Raw genomic sequence first — 17827 nt, forward strand, 5'->3', positions numbered from 1 at the left:
CAAGGTCATGAATCAATGACTATTGAGACACACCTTTTTGCTATTTAACGACAGCTTTACATTCGTTACTTGGATCGGGACGAGCTGCACCAGGGCAAAGGCAGGTTTTCCAAACGCATTGCAGACGACGGTGAAGGCGTAACACGCAAACAATGAAATGAGGTGAATACACTGACTGTTGTTGGTGTTCTAGGAACAATACATAATGAAGAGCTAAGACAGACATATAACTGTTCGCTCGATCTGTATAAAGAAATTATTGAAGAGTTCAGTCCAGATATCATTTGTGGTGAAGTTCATCCTAATGCCTGGGACAAATATTGTAAAAATAAGGGTGAGAGGGGATATTGGGGGGAGCCGGCAAGTGAGTACTGGGAGCTGATCTTTCCTTTATGCGAAAATAACAAGATCAAGTTTGTTCCAATCGATTGGTTTGAACTCGATGTATGGAATAACTTCGATCCCTTTGCCGAGCTTCCTGAGGGAGTAAGGGAGAACATCATGCGAATGGATGATGAGTGGTTTGACAAACAAATGGCCACGCATTCGTTTGGAAGGATCCCCTTTAATTCATTAGAATTTGATACCATCACAAGAGCGAAATACGAGTGGTTAGAACAATTGAACCCAAGATCGTATAATTTTCGATGGAAGATCCGGAATCAAATCATGATAGAGCGTGTAAGAAATACCGTCAATTCTAGTCAAGGTAAGAAAATTCTTTGCATTATAGGTGCTGATCATAACTATATATTTATTGATGAATTAATACGGCAAGACATCGAGCTGAAATATCCATTAAGATAACTCAATGAGTTGGAGGTTAACATGGATAAAAATGTTACATATAGGAAGCTGCAAGTAGGGGATGATTCGATTTTTTTTGATTTAGTATTGCTGTTCAATGAGGAGTTTGAATCCCCTAATACGGACTTCGTCAATCATGTTAATATTGCGGAGCTTTTATCAAATCCTTTATTTATTTGTATCGTTGGAATAAAAGGTAACGAGGTTATTGGTGGATTAACCGGATATGAGCTGCCCATGTATGATCGAATGGGTTCCAGCTTGTATTTATATGACATAGCGGTAGAAGAAAATAACCAGCGTAAGGGAATAGGAAGCCGTCTGGTCAAGGAATTAGTCGAGTACTGTAAATCAAAGCAAATCCACGAAATCTTTGTTCAAGCAGATGCTATTGATCAACACGCGGTTGAATTTTATAAAAAACTTGGTGGAGAGATATCCAGTGTTTATCAGTTTACATTTACTGTAAAATCATAAACGAGCCAGATAGAATTAGGAGCGGGCGCATTGTGAAACACAATCAATTAATAGTAAAACATAATATATGTCCGGATAAGGAGTTGATAAAAAAGTTTATCTCGTCATTTTTGGGCGAAGATCAATATTCTGTTCAATATTTTATGCGAGGTCTAAACAGTCAATTCAATCTTTTTACCTATGAAGCCATTGTAGATGGAAGCATAGTTGGGTTAGTCACAGCTTGGCATAATAAATTTCACCCTTACTGCACATACCTTTCAACAGTAGTCAATCCCCTACATCAACAACAAGTGGAAACGATATTATTACAACATGTTGAAAGTTTTGAAGGGATTAAGTTTCCATTGCAAACATCTATTTGGGAGACATCTCTTAGACTCAAAGATTTTTATGAAAATAAGGGCTTTGTAGAAATCAGGAGAACCTACACTCCTAAATTGAAAACTTCTTCCATACCTATACATGATCTGAATAACTTCTTCATATCAAAAGATAGTCCAACTGTAATAAGCATAAAAGAGATCTTGCATGATGAAAAGTTCAAGGAAAGATTAATCATCCTCATAAGAGACAATTACCAAAAGACTCATAAGGTAAATCCCTTAGGAATTCATGATGTTGATTATTGGAGAAATATGGTTTTTGCGGAAGATCTCATTCTAGATGCTAGTTATGTCGTATTGAAAAGGAATGAGGTTCAGGCGTTCGCTTTATTACATTATTCAGACGCTCCTAATGAAGTAGAATTTGGATGGCGCGGAACTACAGAAGACAGCGATATTCATCTTATACTATGGTTAACAGCGTATCAGATTGATTTTGCCAGAGACCATGGTTACGAATATATTGCTGGAGAAATTGATACAACTGATCCATATTCACTCGAGATATTAAAAGCGTTCCCCTTTTCTCCCTCCCCGGCTCTAATAACATATCAAAAGCAAAATTTTTCAAATAACTAGAGTAGTTGAATTCGCGCTTTGAGTAATTCTAGTTAGTGAAGTGGGCACTTTATAATAAATCCCTGCTGGTGTGCAGAGTTCAAGGTACATAGCCTTTTACAATTGAGAGGTGATATTCATTATGGGATCCAGAATCATGCACCTGATTATCGGCCATAGAATTGCTGAAAGATTAAATATCCAAGATCGAACTTCGTTTTTACTTGGAAGCGTTGCCCCAGATGCTGTTCAAGCAAAGGATGAATCCCATTTCTTTAGGGGTGAACATCAGAATTTTACGCGATACATAGACTATCATGAATTTCTCGATAAATATAAAAAATATTCGGATAACCCATATGTGCTTGGATATTTCACCCATCTAATTGCTGACGATCAGTGGTTGAAGGGTTTTTATATGCCCTGGTTGAGAAATCGTATGGAGGCGGACGCAGGGTTATATCCGCTGTATCACAATGATTTTAGATTACTGAATGGGAAATTGTTAGAACACTATAGTTGTACAGAAGAAATGAGGCAAGCGATCAGTGGTTCACCTAAGGTCATTGACCTGGAGGAGGTTAAGGCCAAAGAAGCCATTGACATTGTTCCGCATGTTCTGGGGGACATGGATTATGACAAACACAGAATCGATGAACCTTTAAATGTCTTTAGCTTTATTCAGATCGAAGGATATATTGAAACATCGGTGAATATAGGAGTAATGAATTTACAAGCTTTAATTTAGGGGGTTGTTTGATGAAAATGGACTCTCCATACACTGCTGAAGGAATTATTGAGGTATCGTAACTAAAAGATGGATGAGAGCCTTACTATATTCATTGTAAAACACAACCCCAAAATCAATTAAGCAAAGGACGGTTCATTGTTGTAAATAACAATGAACAAATGCTGCACTCAGGTCAATGGAACAAGAAGCTTAATGTGAATTATGCCCATTCTGGAAACGAAATGACAGAAGCTGAAGTTACCGATCTTAGTGAAAATATTGATATTCAAGCACTAATGGCCTATCGAAATGATGTAGGGCGAAAAACTCGTGAAGTTGTATCTCGTCTATTGCCCAACGCTTTTAATCAAAAGGTGGAAGCCGAGAGAATGAAAGTACTTGAAGAGCAAAAAGCTGTCAAGAAAGAAGCTTCCTGGTTGTTTGAATATTGGGGGAAAAAGACGATTGCAGGATTAATATTGATGCCGGCCACAAGACATATCTTTTTGCATTTAAATAAATCAATTCGAATAAAACAAAGAATTCAAAAAAAGGGAGACTAGCGCCCAAAAAAGCGAGGAAGCTAAAATGGGGATACGATCTCGTATTATTTCACATTTAAGCGAGGGAATGATCAATTATCCTGAAATTAATGCATTATGGTTGGAGGGGTCAGATGGAACAAGCACATCTGATCATTTATCTGACATTGATGTAGTCATACATGTTAATCGTGGATTTGAAACAAGGGCACTTTCAATATGCGAAAACTTATTGGAAGAGATTGCAGCACTTGATTTATCCTACGAAGAACCACGTCAACATCCAAATATGAGATACAAAGTTTTTCACTTAGAAAACACACCATCCTACTTATTTATTGATGTGAATGTTTGTAGCCATAGGCCCTATATCGAATTTGACAGGCTCAATGATAGTGAGGTTCCTATTGTTTTATTTGACAAAAAGCAAGTCATTCAAATCAGAGAACATAACGAGTCGGAATTACAACAAACTTTGCGAAATCGATTGTATCATCTAGAAAACACAATCAAGCAGAAAGCAAGAGTAGAAAAATATATAGAGAGAAATAAATTTATCGAAGCTATAGGATATTATCATAAATTTATCATCTCGCCTTTAGTAGAAGTATTAAGAATAAAATACAAGCCAATTAACCATGATTATTACATTGTCTGTATATCTAAACATCTGCCTAGAGAAATTGCTCAACAATTAGAAGATTTATATAAAGTGACTTCTATAGAAGATATTAGTAAGCATACACATCAGGCATATCAATGGTTTTACGAAGTGCTGAAAGATGTTCAGAATAATCTTAATAAATAGAGTTGAATTTGATAACATGTGGAGAAACCAACCCAATAAGGAGGCCACAGCATGCTGAAATTATTCGAGTATAACTGGCAGGTTCGCAAAGATTGGTTAGACTGGTGCGATACGGTGAGTGAAGAAGAGCTGCTGAAGAAACGCACCGGCGGGTTAGGCTACTTCCTTCCCACGCTGTATCACATTGTGGCGGTCGAGTATGGCTGGATATGCGGCGGAATCCAGGAAAAAGCAGTTGAAATCCCTCCGTTTGAGAAAGTGGCCAGTGTGCAGCAGATCAAAGATTTTTCTTCACGCTGCCACGAGGAACTGGCTCCATTTGTCTATGGTTGGAACGACAGCCTGGAAGACCGTATTATGATCGATATTACGGATGAAGGGGAGCGAGAAGCCCATAAATACGGCGAGGTTATGCGGCACTTGATCGCCCACGAAATCCACCACATCGGTCAATTGTCTGTATGGGCACGAGAGATCGGAAAGAAACCTGTTACAGCCAACTTGATTGGCAGAGGATTATTCGATATTAACAATCCCAATTTATAAGTGGAGGTATTCGAAGATGAATCAGGCTGCATTTTCCGGACCATCTATGGTCTTACTTGTGAGGGATATTGAAAAATCAATCGATTTTTATAAGAAGCTGGGTTTCAGTTATGAACTCGTTGGTGGTCCGGTTGTCCAACATGTACATATGACAAGAGATCAAGTAACCTTTATTCTTCATCAAGCAGCTGATCCGGAAGATGTAAGACCCTCTTCTTCAGTTAAGGGTGGACTGTATTTTGATGCTTTTTGTTATACAGATGTTCGACAATTGCTAGAAGAGATCAAGGATAAAGGAATCCCTATTGTGCAAGGTCCGGATTTGAATGATTTTTTTAGTGAATTTACGATTCAAGACATTGATGGGTATAGAATTGCGTTCGGGGGATAAGTTACGTTACTCAAACTGAAGGGAGAAGACGGGATGACCCCATTTCCCATATTGGAAACGGAAAGATTGGTTCTAAGACAGATTACACCAGAGGATTCAGGCGACCTTTTTCATTATTTCTCCTTGGATGAAGTAACAAAATTTTATGATGTGGAGAGCTTTACGAATGTACAACAAGCCGAGGAATTAATTGATAGGTGGCAGCAAAGATTTGAGAAAAATCTAGGCATTCGCTGGGGGATTACTTTAAAATCTGAAGACCGTGTCATTGGCACATGTGGATATCATGGTTGGATGAAACATCATTTTAAAGCCGAAATTGGATATGAACTGACTCCAGATTACTGGGGAAAGGGCTTTATGACCGAGGCCATTCAGAAGGTGATTGAATTCGGGTTCCGCGAATTTGGATTAAACCGGATCGAAGCATTCGTTGAACCGGGGAATGTGAATTCAAGGAAGGTGCTTGAGAAAGCCGGGTTTAGCGAAGAAGGGATATTGAAGGAACATTTTTATTGGAGGAACCGGTTTGTTGATACTGCCATATTTGCATTGCTTAAGAAGGATTATCAAGTAGGTTAGCAGAAGACATACATCAATAATAACAACAAGAGAAAGTAAAAAACCACCCAAAGGTTGAGGCCGAAGGTGGGTTTTGTTCATATTCGACTCAGAAGGGAATAAACCATCCAAGCTAATTGTACTGACCAAGTGTTGCTGCACTTGGTCTTATTACTTATATAATAACATAATGAAAAAAGTATCAAAGTGTTGGATTCATTTTAGGAACAGAAAGTTGGATTGAAAGATAAAAGGAAATGGCAACTTCGTCACATAAGGTGGTTTTAATTGCGTGATTAATCCTTGGTTTGTGAAACCTCTTTATACGTTATCTGAAAGGCGGTTATCCATGTTTAAATACAACATTTGCTTCCTTAAACAAAACGATCAGATCCTGCTCCTTAACCGGGAAAAGCCGAGTTGGATGGGAAGGTGGAATGGCGTGGGCGGAAAAATTGAAGAGAACGAATCGCCAAGAGAGTCTGCGCTGAGAGAGGTCGAGGAAGAGACAGGAATTTCCCTGGATTCCATTGATTTTAAGGGTATTGTAACTTGGATTGCAGATGGTAAGTTAACCGGCGGGATATATGCTTATTTCGCTGAGTTACCGTCCGATTTCATCTATGAGACTCCCATAAAGACACCAGAAGGAATCCTGGACTGGAAGAGCTTGGAGTGGATTATGCACCCGGAAAATAACGGGATCGCGGATATCATTCCGAAAAGCATACATCGTTTTATAGACGACGCAAACTGCTATGAACACCGTTGTTTTTATGAAAATGACAAATGGGCACACGATATATTGATTGAATTGAACAAGGACATGGATCAAATGACAGATAAAGAAAAGATACATGATTGGTATTTTCGTGAGCAGTTCAGAAAAGGTCATACATCAGATAACATGGTATTCGCGCTGCAGCCCGACTGAGGGTTGTTGCTTACCCAAAGGTGTTTTGGCAGAAGAAAAGTCAAAAAAACTGAACTCGTAGAAAGGATGAACAACATGTCTTATCCTTTTGACTGTATTACTGATTTGGCGTGTTCGCTCAATAGGATGATTCCATGAAGAAGAATCTTATACTCATTGAAGGCATTCCTGGCTCAGGGAAATCCACATTTGCCCGATTTTTGGCCAATCAATTTGAACGAAATGGAATCCCTTGCGGATTATATCTTGAAAGCACTTATGATCACCCGATTATCGAGTTTACCGGTCATGAAAATAATGAATTGTTCCTTGAAGCTTATTATGATCGATGGTCTAAGTTTCTGGATCATTTTCCTAAAGAAGAAGTGGTCGTGATGGAATCCGCATTTTTGCAGAGCCCGATGGTTCATTTGCTCCATAAAGAAGCGGAAAGAGAGCTTATTAAGTCATTGGTACATAAAGTGAGTGATCGGTTGGGTAAGGAACATTGTAATTTGATCTACTTTTACCAGAAGGATGTATTGGCAGCCGTTAACAAAATGATCGAGCAGCGCGGCGGTGGAGAGTATTTGCTGCGAAAACATGAGGAATATAAAGACGAGCCCTACTTTAGAAACCGGCAAGAGCAAGGTCCCGAGTCGCACATCTCATTCTTTTTGGAATATGCCGAAATTGCCAATGAGATTGTTCGGGAATTGAAAATCCCGGTTGAGATCATCGAGAACTCCTCCGCAGATTACGAGACGTATCAAAAACAAGCGCTTGAAAATTTCAATATGAAATATGTGCCCGATCCCGTTCTTGAAACTTCATTGCTCAGAAAATACTCAGGTTTATATCATCATCAGGAAATGGATCTCCAGATTTCAGTAGAATTCATCCATGATGGATTGTGGATTTTTGGGGATAAAAGGTTGAAGCCGAAGGACACTGATCAATTTTATCTGGATGATATCTGCGTAACTGTAAGATTTATTACAGATCAAACGAATGTCACTGGTTTACTGATAACTGAAAAGGATTGGTATGCTAACCGAAACGATGAGGGGACCGTTTTTGAGAGGATCTCATAAAAGACACCCCTGAAAAACGCATTGCGTCTATTTCTTGGGAACGCTATATGAGAAATCAAGCAAATTGAATATACTTATAGGACAGAACGATCATCTTCATTTGTTTTATGTATTGGTATACATCTTCCTCTATATGGTAAATTCACAGTCAAATGATCCTTCAGGAGGGTGTATATGAATCATTTCTCTATTTCAGCGGGTGGTATTTTATTTAACAATCAATCCGTTCTGCTGGTAAAGGTTGATTATGGTGCTAATCGAGGAATGTGGATGATTCCAGGTGGCTTCGCTGAACAAGGAGAATCCATTGAAGAAGCTGCTGAAAGAGAGTTTAAAGAAGAAACGGGTTTAGTAACCAAATCAGGTCGAGTCGTATGTCTCCGCTCCGGAACACAAGAACGAAATGGTGAAATACAAGCGAGTTTGTACATTGTTTTTGAAATGGAACTGGACTCAGGATCCATGATAAAAGATGAAGTAGAAATAGCTGACATGAAATATTGGCACATTGAAGATGTGAAAAGCTCAAATGAGATTATTGAGTTGAGTAAGAGCATCATTACGACAGCGTGGGAAACCAAGAATGGTTTATATGCTGGGAATACAATCAGGACAAACAACAATTATAGAACTTATCATTACTATCTACCCAACCCATTGTAAGATTCATTTATGGTAGACTTTCTCCCCTGTATCAGACACCAGCTTTCTGTAAACAAATATGGATATATACCAAAACCGCTGCGAGAAAAGGAACGAGCATAACCATGGAAAATAAAATGAATCCCAAAGTAGATGCATTTGTAGGCAGAGCCACGATGTGGCTTGAAGAAACGGAGAAATTGAGAGAGATTTTGCTTGATTGCGGGCTTACCGAAGAATTAAAGTGGGGCAAACCTTGTTACACGTCACAGGGGCGAAACATCGTGATCATCCAAGGATTTAAAGCCTACTTGGCACTTCTGTTTTTCAAAGGTTACATGTTACAAGATCCCCATGGCATTCTGGTTAAAACCGGTGAGAATACGAAAGTAGGGCGTCAGATCCGGTTTAACGATACCCAAGAAATCGTCGACCTGGAACCCGTCTTGAGGGCTTATATTGCGGAAGCCATTGAAGTCGAACAATCCGGTGTGAAAGAGGATATCATGAACGAGACACACCTCGATATTCCCGAAGAGTTTCAACATAAACTAGATGAAAACCCTGCCTTGAAAGCTGCTTTTGAGGCATTGACGCCGGGGCGGCAAAGAGCGTACGTGTATTATTTTTCGGCGCCCAAGCAATCCAAAACCCGGGAGTCCCGGGTCGAAAAATGTACACAGCAAATCCTCGATGGCAAGGGATTGAACGATCGGTAAAACCCAGCAGAAAGGGCATAGCCAAATTCAGTTTTTAAGACGGATTTTACATCTGGAAAATGCAGCATTCATCCAATCCTCCAAGTCCTTTTATATACTTAAATCTGAGTATAGCTAATCACAAGGACTAGGGTGGCGATGACATGTTAAAACAACGTGATTTGCACGAATGCCATGCACTGTACAACCTGATGACGGATCCGGCCGTTTTTCCCTATGTCCGTTATCCATGCCAATCGTATGAGGAATACTTATTCATCACCAAGCAGTTGATCGTTGAGGAAGAGCAGGGGACGTGCATCTCCAGAACGATTCTTGACGAGATCGGTCACCCCATCGGCACCATTGATCTATTCATATCCATCATCGAACTGGTTTCCTAGCTACTTGGATTGGGGCCCCTTATTTTGGAAAAGGGTATAACCAACGCGCAAAGGAGGCGTTTTTAGCTGAATTGTTTCTTGGACAGGAGATTGAAACGATCTTTTTGAAGATCCGAACCCAAAACATCCGGTCGAAGAAAGCAGTGGAAAAGCTGCCATACGTCAAAATAGCCAATGAACGCTACGAGCAGGTCTATCAATCGATTAACCATTCGCAGCAGCGCTATGATTTGTATAGTGTGGAGCGGTCTGATTTTTTGGAAAGCAGTGGAGGCATACAGCATGGGGTTGCGACATAACCGATCGTGCAAAAATGTTCTAACATATCATGGAGACCGTTCTGTTGGGATGATTGCAGACGGTTTTTTCTTTTTCAGAAGGATTTGGCGCAGGGGGACCGTTTTATAGTAAGCTGGATTTAAAGTGAATTTAACCATGACAGGACAGTGAGGACAAGAACATGACGAAAAAGCTATATTACGAATCTGCATATACCCGGGAGTGGGAGACGCGCATGGCGCGCAAAGTGGAGCGGGAAGACGGAACTTATGTGATCCTTGAGGAGACAGCCTTTTATCCTCACGGCGGTGGGCAACCTTGTGATCTGGGGTGGATCGATACGATCCCGGTGCTAGATGTCGTTCTGGAGGAAGGAGAAATCCTGCATAAAGTCGAGCGTTTTCCTGAAAAAGAAGACGTTCGCTGCCGATTGGATTGGGACAGAAGATTCGACCATATGCAGCATCACAGCGGCCAGCACTTGCTGTCGGCGATGTGTCTGGAGGTGTGTAAAGCGGAGACGCTCAGCTTCCACTTAGGTGAGGATTACGCCACCATTGATATCGCACGGTCCGATCTGCCTCCGCACGAGCTGATGATGCTGGAGCTGGAAATGAACGATCAGATTTACTTGAATCGAAAAGTAAAGAGTTATTTTGTGAATCAGGAGCAGGCAGCGGCCCTGCCTCTGGTGAAGCAGCCGAAGGTGACCGATAATATTCGGATCGTTGAGATTGAAGGCATCGAGTATAACGCCTGCGGCGGTACGCATGTCTCCGCAACGGGAGAGATCGGGATGATCAAACTACTGCGAGCGGAGAAGCAGAAGGGGCATACGCGTGTTTATTTTAAATGCGGCTATCGGGCGCTCAGAGAATTTAATGCCGGCATGGAGATTCTCGGCAGCTTGTCGGCCCGGTTCAATACTGCCAAGGAAGAAATTATGGACCGGATTGCAAAATGGGATCAGGAGCAGAAGCAGCTCCAAGCTGAATTAACCGCGGTAAAAGCTGAGAATGACGCTTACCTGGCTGATAAGCTGCTAGCTGACCGTCAGGGCAGCCTGATCAAGCATGCATTTGCGGACAAGCCGCTGAAAGATATGCAGAACCTGGCGGCCAAACTTACTGAGCAAGCGGATGTGATCGTGCTTTTTGTATCGGGGGCGGACCATAAGGTGCTTCTCGCCCGGGGAGGGGATAGCAAACTTGCCTGCGGTGCGCTATTCAAGCAGCATCTGGCCGATTATCGCGGTAAGGGCGGAGGCAGCGACAAAATGGCGCAGGCCGGCTTTGCCAACGGGGAGGATGCGAAGGCGTTTTACCATTTTGCGGGGGAGTTATTGGAGTCGGTGGATTGAGGAAATTAACAGGGTCCCAAACCACTTTTAAATACCGAACAATTGTTCTTCATACTATTGGTAGATGATGGTATAATAGGGAAAGACAATTGAATCTTGGGTGGGCATGGTTTCCCTTCGAAAGGAGGTGAAGCCATGGAGGTTAAAGATGCGTTGACGATCATGTTTCTATTTGGATCGTTTATCCTTGCACTTTTAACATACATCAATTCGAACAACAAGAGAAAGTAAAAACCCACCCCAAGGTTAGCGCCAAAGGTGGGTTTTTATTCTAATCGCTTAGAAGGGAATAAAACCATCCAAGCCAATTGTTCAGCCGAGTGTTCCCGCACTCGGCTTCTTTATACAGTATGATAACATAATTGGAAAAAGAAGTGAACCCAAAAGAGTCTTATATAAGGGGATGTTGAATAAAAATGACCTTCAACGAAAGGACGATAACCCTTGACGAATCGAATCGCGATCATCGGCTCAGCCGGCTCCGGTAAATCTACCTTATCTCGAAGGTTAGGTGAGATTCTATCATTGCCTGTTGTTCATCTGGACCGATTTTATTGGAAACCGAACTGGACTCCAACCGTAAATGACGAATGGGATGAATTTGTAAAGGATGCTGTAAGCGAAGATCAATGGATTATCGATGGAAATTACACCAGAACCTTAGGTATTCGTTTGAGTGAAGCGGATGCCGTCATATTTTTAGATATGCCCAGACTCTTATGCATTTATAGGATCATGAAAAGACGAATCCGATATCATGGAAAAACTCGACTCGATCTAAACGAGGAATGCCCCGAAAAACTGGATTGGGCTTTTTTTATTTGGGTCTGGAATTATAAGAAAAGAAGCCGATCCAAGGTCATGGAAGCGCTCGAACAGGTAAAGGGTCGAAAACAAGTCGTCATATTAAAGTCGAGGAAAGAGGTACAGGAGTTTTTGGATCAGGTGAAGTATAATAGGAAAATTTAGGTGAATTTTGTGTTATATATGCGGTATCATCAATATATATGTGGGAAACCAAATGTAAGGAGGCAGGTCATTCCTTGCGATCGAAGACGATTATTTTAGTTATACTGATTGTCCTCGTACTTACAGGGTGCAAAGAAGAAAAGAAAGAATATATGCCGTTTTATAACCCAATGCACACAGACTATTTGCAAAAATTTGGCTGGCAGGCGGAGCGCTTTGCATCGGAAACAAAATATGAAGCAAAAACATTGCAGAGTTATAAGGATCATGTCGATACTATCCGAACGGAAGGGAACATTGATTTGGCACCGTTTTTTAACAAGGAGGTTGTAGAGACGGGTTATGTCCTTAAGGAAAAAACGGATCTATATAATCAGATTGTTGCCTATATTTTAGAATCCGAAGGAAAGGTCATCGGAGGCTATCTAGATTTTAATCATGAGGTGCTGCAACCGGATGGAGTGATCGAAGTTCACCCTGGCCAAACCACACCGATGTTCGATGCCAATGATTCCAACAAGCAATTTGTAATAGGACGTATTATAAAACCAGACAGTAAATAAGTAGTGGCCTTTTACTTTTGAAAGCAAGGAGAAACTGTTCAATGATTACTATAAGAGAAATAACGAAAGCCGACTTGAATGACCTATGCCGTCTGTACGAGGAGCTCATGGATCATCAGCCTAACAATTACGAAAAGATGGTCAAAGTATTTGATATCATCCAAGCCAAGGGGGACTATCATATTCTGGGAGCGTTTAAGGATGGGGAGCTGGCAGGGTCCGTTATGGGAATTGTGTGCCAGGATCTTGTCGGAGAGTGCAAACCCTTCATGGTCATTGAGAACGTGGTGGTTTCAAATCGTTTTCGCAGGCTTGGCATAGGGAAGCAGCTCATGATGAATATCGAGGCCATAGGACTGGAGAGAGACTGTAATTATGTTATTTTTGTGTCCGGTGGGCAGAGAAAGGAAGCCCATGCCTTTTATGAGAAATTAGGATTTAAAGATGAGAAGGTCGAGGGGTATCGGAAGCATTTGTCTTGAAGAAGGGATGACAAAAAATCTGAAGGATGTGTCGCGATGCCGCAACTTATTGGCAGCCGGATTGTTCTGCGAGAGTACAGAAAAGAAGATTTAACTTTTATGAGAAAGTGGTGTAATGACCCAGAGATCGTCGATAATCTATCGGATATTTTCTTATTTCCACATACTTTAAATGGGACAGAGCAATACTTAAATTCAATACTTGAGGGAACAACGGAACAAAAAGGATTTATCATAGCAGACAAAAATACCGAGGAGTATATCGGGCAAATTGATTTGTTTCGATTAGATTGGAAAAATAGATCAGCTGAGCTTGGCATTGTCATTGGAATAAAAGAGCATCTTGGCAGGGGATATGGTACGGAGGCAATAAAGTTGCTGCAGGAGTTTGTTTTTAACAGATTGAATTTGAATCGATTGCAGTTAGAAGTTCATGATTTTAACGAGAGAGCATACAAATGTTATTTAAAATGTGGATTTAAGGAAGAAGGACGGTTACGGGAAAAGATTTTTATCCATGGACGTTACTCAGATACCATTTATATGAGTATTTTGAAAAGAGAATACGAGGAGCTAAATCAGCCATGACCAGTAAGGTCTTGCGAGAGCAGGCTATATGACTAAAGTGGTAAATGTTCTAATAAAAGGAGATAAATATGTATGAAATTGTATTTTGTGATGTCGACGGAACTCTATTAAGTGAAATTGACAGGACTTTGCTGAACAGTACGAGAGAGTCGATAAATAAATTGCATGATAAAGGGATTAAGGTGGCAATCGCAACAGGAAGACCACATAATCTATGCGAAGAGCTTATGGAGCTCGGGATTGATACTATTATCTCAGCAAATGGAGCTCTAGTTAAATCCGGAAATAACGTTATTCACAAGTCACTCCTATCAGCAGAAACCGTTCGTGATTTATCGGAATTTGCTCAAATAAACGGACACAGCATATCTTATTTCACTGATGTGATTTCGATGAACGGACTTGGGGCAGAAGATGATCGTGTAAAGAAGGCATTAGAAGAAACATTAGGTCTGACATTATATCCCGAGAAAATAGCCTTATTGTTAGAAGAGATATATTGTATTTGTTTGTATGCGGATGAGAGTGAAGCTCAAAAATTTATAGATTACTTCCCTAGTCTACGCTTTGAACGTTTTCATAATTATGTCCTGAATGTTCTCGAACAAACAGATGTTTCTAAATTAACTGCTGTCAAAAAAGTGCTAGATTATTATAAAATCGATAAGGCTAATGCCATCGCATTTGGAGACGGTGGAAATGACATTGAGATGATAGAATACGTAGGTATGGGAATTGCTATGGGAAATAGTGCGGATAAGTTGAAAATGAAAGCAAATTTCGTTACGAAAAAAGCAAGTGAAGATGGAATACATTACGCTTTATCGAAATTTGGCATTATTTGATTTTACAGGGGATGGAAAAGGATCGAAGAACAACATTGAAGATGGGAATGATGGATCCTAGGACTCCGCTTAAAAAGAGAGGGAGAACGTTATGCATATCGGTGTCGACTTGGATAATACCCTACTTGATGCAACTACTGCCCATTTGCAATATTACAATAAAGCATCGGGATTAACCTTAACCCATGAAGATGTTAATGATTTTTATCTATACAAAATGTACGGCTGGGACAAGACGGAGAGCGATGTGATTTATCATAAACATGGATATGATATTCACTGGAATTCATCCCCGTATCCTCAAGCCATACAAACGCTGGCCTCGCTTTTTAAACACCATACCATTTCAATCATTACCGCAAGACCAACACAGTTCCGGGATGTTACCGTTAAATGGCTCGAACACCATAGCGTTCCATACAACAATATCGTATTTATTGAGGATAAACTTAAGGAATGCATGAAGCTCCAAGTCGAAGTGATGATTGATGACGGCCCTCATTATGCAGAAGAGTTTGCACAAAGGGGTATGCCTGTCATTTTATACGAGCAGCCATATAACCGATTCGTTAAGCATGAGTTTGTTTATCGTGCTGTGAACTGGAGTGAGGTCAAGACGCACATTGATTATTTACAAAAGAATTCCCACGCAAAATCGAAACCATCGTAATTGTCCTGCTCCAGTCTGCTCCAAAATTCGCAAAAAAGAAACGAGTTAAAAAAAGGAGACATCATCTTGACCCAAACCAAATTAATTCTAGTGGAAGGTATACCCGGATCGGGTAAAACCTCTACAGCTCGATATATTAAGGGGCTGCTGGATACACAGGGTATAAGCAACCAAATGTTTCTTGAAGGGGATTTGAATCATCCGGCGGATTATGAGTCCGTGGCTTGTTTGGACTTTAATGAGTATGAAGTGTTGAAAAATAAGTACCCTGAATTGGGCGATATAATAAATCAATTCACTCAGACGGTAAGGCTATACCGGCTGATTTACTACGGCAAATTACAGCAACAAATACCTATCGACCAATATAAAAGCCTCATCGATGAGTTAGCCGGATTAGATGTATACAATGGATCGTTGGATCGATATCAAGAGCTCGTCATTGAAAGATGGGAAGAGTTCGTTAGCCATGCTCAAAAGGCGGAAGGAACCGTCATATTAGAATGCTGTTTTTTGCAGAATCCGCTGACTATGATGTTCGGGCGGTTCAATCAGCCAAAGCAAGTGATTACTGATTTTATAAAGAGAATAGAAATGATTATTCAACCTTTACATCCTAAAATCATTTACTTTTATCAAGACGATATAAGGTCAACCATCAGCAGAGTCACTCTGGAACGATCGGATGATTGGCTGCGCCATATTACCTGGTATTTCACAGAGCAGGGATTCGGTAAGGCAAAGGGATATCACGGTGTGGATGGTCTTTGTGAGGTGCTGAAGGTACGAAAGGAATATGAATTAGACATCATGGATCATTTGAAAATCGATAAATTAACGATAAATAATACGGAATTTGATTGGGAACCTGTGTTACAGGAGGTAAGGGGGTTTTTGGAAGTAGTGCGATGAAGGGGGAATACATATGAAGCTGTTTCATTTTAGCGAAGAACCTGGCATCCAAGTCTTTGAACCTCGGATCATATACGATCAAACCGATGCAAAAGTCTGGACGATCGATGAGTACCATGCGGCGCATTATTATTTTCCACGAGCATGCCCCAGAGTCTGCATTTGGCCAAAGGATGATACAAGTAATATGGATAATGAACGTTTTTTTGGAATGTCGAAAACTAGCCGGATAATAGCCATTGAGACCGGGTGGTATGAACGGGTAAAAAAGGGTTCTATCTATCGTTACACTTTGGATGCGGCAGATTTCGAGTTGGAAGAAGAGAATGCGGGATACTATGTATCAAGACGTCCGGTTATACCAATGGAAGTAGAGAGAATCGACGATTTGATCACTGCGATTCTGAATGAGGGTATAGAGCTAAGGATCACTCCATCGTTACAGCCCCTGCGAGAACAAATATTGAAGTCCACCGTCAACTTTTCCATGATCCGTATGAGAAATGCAAGACAAGAATAATAAGTTAAAAGGTTTCAGTCGCCAGGGGGCTTTCTCCTATTGGTCATCTACATGTATAATCATGGAAAAAGCTCCAGACAACAAACGACCCAGCCTAGAATAAAAGTGTTCTATGGCTGGGTTATTTCATAAAGAAGAGCGGAAGAGGAAGGATTTCGAATATCGTCAAGGAGGAGCCAGGATGCTCTACGACTTAAAAGGTGGGGCCAACATGGCGCCAATGGTGGGAATCTTATTTTCTGCGGTAAAAGAGAACATCCAACGACTGCAATCTATCACGAACGGTATGCTGCAAGAAGAGATGGATTATAAGGGGCCCGATAACAAGTTCAACAGCATAGCTCAGTTAATCAGGCACCTCATGTATGTTGATCTGAACTGGGTCTACAGAATAAAGGGGCTCCCACTTCCGCAGTCACTTCAAAAGCAGTATGGCCCCATGATCGATGAGCATGGCAGGTTACCGATGGTCCAAGGAGTGTCTTTGAATACACTTATGACTCAATATGACGGTGTATTAGGCATGCTGAAAGAGGCATGTACGCAGCTAACCGATGCAGATCTTGAGAAAACCGTCACTTTTGGACATGAAAATGAGAAGCAGGCAACGATACGCTGGGGGATATGGCATATGGCCGACCATAACCGCTATCATCAGGCGCATATTAATCTGCTTCGAAAGTGGTATAAAGAAAAGTGAATTCAAGGCAAAGCAGCTGGTGGAGAGAAATGTTTTAAGAGTCTAAGGAGGTATGATGAATAATGTTATGAAGTGGGCCCTTGGCCTGGTTGGAGCTGTATTGATAGTTTTTGTGGTGACCTGTCCAAATGAGGAAGATTACACGAAATGGCTTTCCTCGGAACACGGCATCGTATGCGTGAATACCGGACCGGACATGGGGTGCAAGAGACAAGAAGCCGAGGTTAAGTGGAATTCGAGATATATTATGCACGCGGGGATTTATATACAGGTGAGGGATAAGTATTCTGAAGGAAATATGGATTTTGAAATAAAAGCCTTCGGGATTCTTAATCTCTTTTTTGATTATTCTTCAAACCCAAAATAAGACTAAAAAGGAGTG

At 40.9% G+C, this 17827-nt stretch carries 25 protein-coding genes and 1 pseudogene; all 26 read left to right on the forward strand.

Features of this window, described 5'->3' with window-relative positions; genetic code table 11:
• The first annotated feature begins 162 nt into the window (after positions 1-162).
• Positions 163-807 (forward strand): hypothetical protein, encoded by a 645-nt coding sequence (locus BCV73_RS00630; protein WP_244879166.1) that lies wholly within the window; start codon positions 163-165, stop codon positions 805-807.
• A gap of 21 nt (positions 808-828) precedes the next feature.
• Positions 829-1284 carry a GNAT family N-acetyltransferase gene (locus BCV73_RS00635; protein WP_089545586.1) on the forward strand — a complete coding sequence of 152 codons (456 nt, stop codon included), beginning with the start codon at positions 829-831 and terminating at the stop codon, positions 1282-1284.
• A 32-nt stretch (positions 1285-1316) separates the two neighbouring features.
• The gene (locus BCV73_RS00640) at positions 1317-2249 is read left to right on the forward strand and encodes a GNAT family N-acetyltransferase (RefSeq protein ID WP_089545587.1); all 933 of its coding nucleotides are present in this window, start codon (positions 1317-1319) and stop codon (positions 2247-2249) included.
• A 121-nt stretch (positions 2250-2370) separates the two neighbouring features.
• Positions 2371-2976 carry a zinc dependent phospholipase C family protein gene (locus BCV73_RS00645; RefSeq protein ID WP_089545588.1) on the forward strand — a complete coding sequence of 202 codons (606 nt, stop codon included), beginning with the start codon at positions 2371-2373 and terminating at the stop codon, positions 2974-2976.
• Positions 2977-3173: 197 nt separating this feature from the next.
• A complete protein-coding gene (locus tag BCV73_RS00650; protein WP_179231841.1) occupies positions 3174-3521 on the forward strand; it encodes a hypothetical protein in 348 nt (115 codons plus the stop codon).
• Positions 3522-3546: 25 nt separating this feature from the next.
• The gene (locus tag BCV73_RS00655) at positions 3547-4308 is read left to right on the forward strand and encodes a hypothetical protein (protein WP_089545589.1); all 762 of its coding nucleotides are present in this window, start codon (positions 3547-3549) and stop codon (positions 4306-4308) included.
• A 51-nt stretch (positions 4309-4359) separates the two neighbouring features.
• Entirely contained in the window at positions 4360-4854 is a 495-nt protein-coding gene (locus tag BCV73_RS00660) for a DinB family protein (RefSeq protein ID WP_089545590.1), read from the forward strand.
• A 16-nt stretch (positions 4855-4870) separates the two neighbouring features.
• Positions 4871-5245: a VOC family protein gene (locus tag BCV73_RS00665; protein WP_089545591.1), complete on the forward strand. Its 375-nt coding sequence runs from the start codon at positions 4871-4873 to the stop codon at positions 5243-5245.
• A 33-nt stretch (positions 5246-5278) separates the two neighbouring features.
• The gene (locus tag BCV73_RS00670; protein ID WP_089545592.1) at positions 5279-5827 is read left to right on the forward strand and encodes a GNAT family N-acetyltransferase; all 549 of its coding nucleotides are present in this window, start codon (positions 5279-5281) and stop codon (positions 5825-5827) included.
• Positions 5828-6098: 271 nt separating this feature from the next.
• The gene (locus tag BCV73_RS00675) at positions 6099-6740 is read left to right on the forward strand and encodes an NUDIX hydrolase (protein ID WP_256992703.1); all 642 of its coding nucleotides are present in this window, start codon (positions 6099-6101) and stop codon (positions 6738-6740) included.
• Positions 6741-6874: 134 nt separating this feature from the next.
• The gene (locus BCV73_RS00680; RefSeq protein WP_089545594.1) at positions 6875-7813 is read left to right on the forward strand and encodes a P-loop NTPase family protein; all 939 of its coding nucleotides are present in this window, start codon (positions 6875-6877) and stop codon (positions 7811-7813) included.
• Positions 7814-7987: 174 nt separating this feature from the next.
• The gene (locus tag BCV73_RS00685; RefSeq protein WP_089545595.1) at positions 7988-8476 is read left to right on the forward strand and encodes an NUDIX domain-containing protein; all 489 of its coding nucleotides are present in this window, start codon (positions 7988-7990) and stop codon (positions 8474-8476) included.
• Between the two features lie 104 nt (positions 8477-8580).
• Positions 8581-9174 carry a YdeI/OmpD-associated family protein gene (locus BCV73_RS00690; protein WP_089545596.1) on the forward strand — a complete coding sequence of 198 codons (594 nt, stop codon included), beginning with the start codon at positions 8581-8583 and terminating at the stop codon, positions 9172-9174.
• A 143-nt stretch (positions 9175-9317) separates the two neighbouring features.
• Positions 9318-9856 (forward strand): annotated as a pseudogene (locus BCV73_RS36185) (GNAT family N-acetyltransferase).
• A 161-nt stretch (positions 9857-10017) separates the two neighbouring features.
• Positions 10018-11196 carry an alanyl-tRNA editing protein gene (locus BCV73_RS00700; RefSeq protein WP_089545597.1) on the forward strand — a complete coding sequence of 393 codons (1179 nt, stop codon included), beginning with the start codon at positions 10018-10020 and terminating at the stop codon, positions 11194-11196.
• A gap of 135 nt (positions 11197-11331) precedes the next feature.
• Positions 11332-11427: a competence inhibitor ComI gene (gene comI, locus BCV73_RS35575; protein WP_219930283.1), complete on the forward strand. Its 96-nt coding sequence runs from the start codon at positions 11332-11334 to the stop codon at positions 11425-11427.
• 213 nt (positions 11428-11640) lie between these two features.
• Positions 11641-12165, forward strand: coding sequence for a DNA topology modulation protein (locus BCV73_RS00705; RefSeq protein WP_089545598.1), 525 nt, complete (start codon positions 11641-11643; stop codon positions 12163-12165).
• A gap of 74 nt (positions 12166-12239) precedes the next feature.
• Positions 12240-12728 carry a DUF4830 domain-containing protein gene (locus tag BCV73_RS00710; protein ID WP_179231842.1) on the forward strand — a complete coding sequence of 163 codons (489 nt, stop codon included), beginning with the start codon at positions 12240-12242 and terminating at the stop codon, positions 12726-12728.
• A 41-nt stretch (positions 12729-12769) separates the two neighbouring features.
• Positions 12770-13210, forward strand: coding sequence for a GNAT family N-acetyltransferase (locus tag BCV73_RS00715; RefSeq protein ID WP_089545600.1), 441 nt, complete (start codon positions 12770-12772; stop codon positions 13208-13210).
• A gap of 36 nt (positions 13211-13246) precedes the next feature.
• Entirely contained in the window at positions 13247-13798 is a 552-nt protein-coding gene (locus BCV73_RS00720; RefSeq protein ID WP_089545601.1) for a GNAT family N-acetyltransferase, read from the forward strand.
• Positions 13799-13866: 68 nt separating this feature from the next.
• Positions 13867-14643, forward strand: coding sequence for a Cof-type HAD-IIB family hydrolase (locus BCV73_RS00725; RefSeq protein ID WP_089545602.1), 777 nt, complete (start codon positions 13867-13869; stop codon positions 14641-14643).
• Positions 14644-14734: 91 nt separating this feature from the next.
• Positions 14735-15313, forward strand: coding sequence for a 5' nucleotidase, NT5C type (locus BCV73_RS00730; RefSeq protein ID WP_089545603.1), 579 nt, complete (start codon positions 14735-14737; stop codon positions 15311-15313).
• A gap of 66 nt (positions 15314-15379) precedes the next feature.
• Positions 15380-16225: a P-loop NTPase family protein gene (locus BCV73_RS00735; RefSeq protein ID WP_089545604.1), complete on the forward strand. Its 846-nt coding sequence runs from the start codon at positions 15380-15382 to the stop codon at positions 16223-16225.
• A 13-nt stretch (positions 16226-16238) separates the two neighbouring features.
• Positions 16239-16745 (forward strand): DUF6886 family protein, encoded by a 507-nt coding sequence (locus BCV73_RS00740; protein ID WP_089545605.1) that lies wholly within the window; start codon positions 16239-16241, stop codon positions 16743-16745.
• A gap of 181 nt (positions 16746-16926) precedes the next feature.
• Complete coding sequence (locus tag BCV73_RS00745; RefSeq protein WP_089545606.1) at positions 16927-17445, forward strand: DinB family protein; 519 nt, start codon at positions 16927-16929, stop codon at positions 17443-17445.
• Between the two features lie 55 nt (positions 17446-17500).
• The gene (locus tag BCV73_RS00750) at positions 17501-17812 is read left to right on the forward strand and encodes a hypothetical protein (protein WP_089545607.1); all 312 of its coding nucleotides are present in this window, start codon (positions 17501-17503) and stop codon (positions 17810-17812) included.
• Positions 17813-17827: the final 15 nt, after the last annotated feature.

Source organism: Paenibacillus sp. SSG-1 (genome assembly GCF_002224835.1).
GTDB lineage: Bacteria > Bacillota > Bacilli > Paenibacillales > Paenibacillaceae > Paenibacillus_AQ > Paenibacillus_AQ favisporus.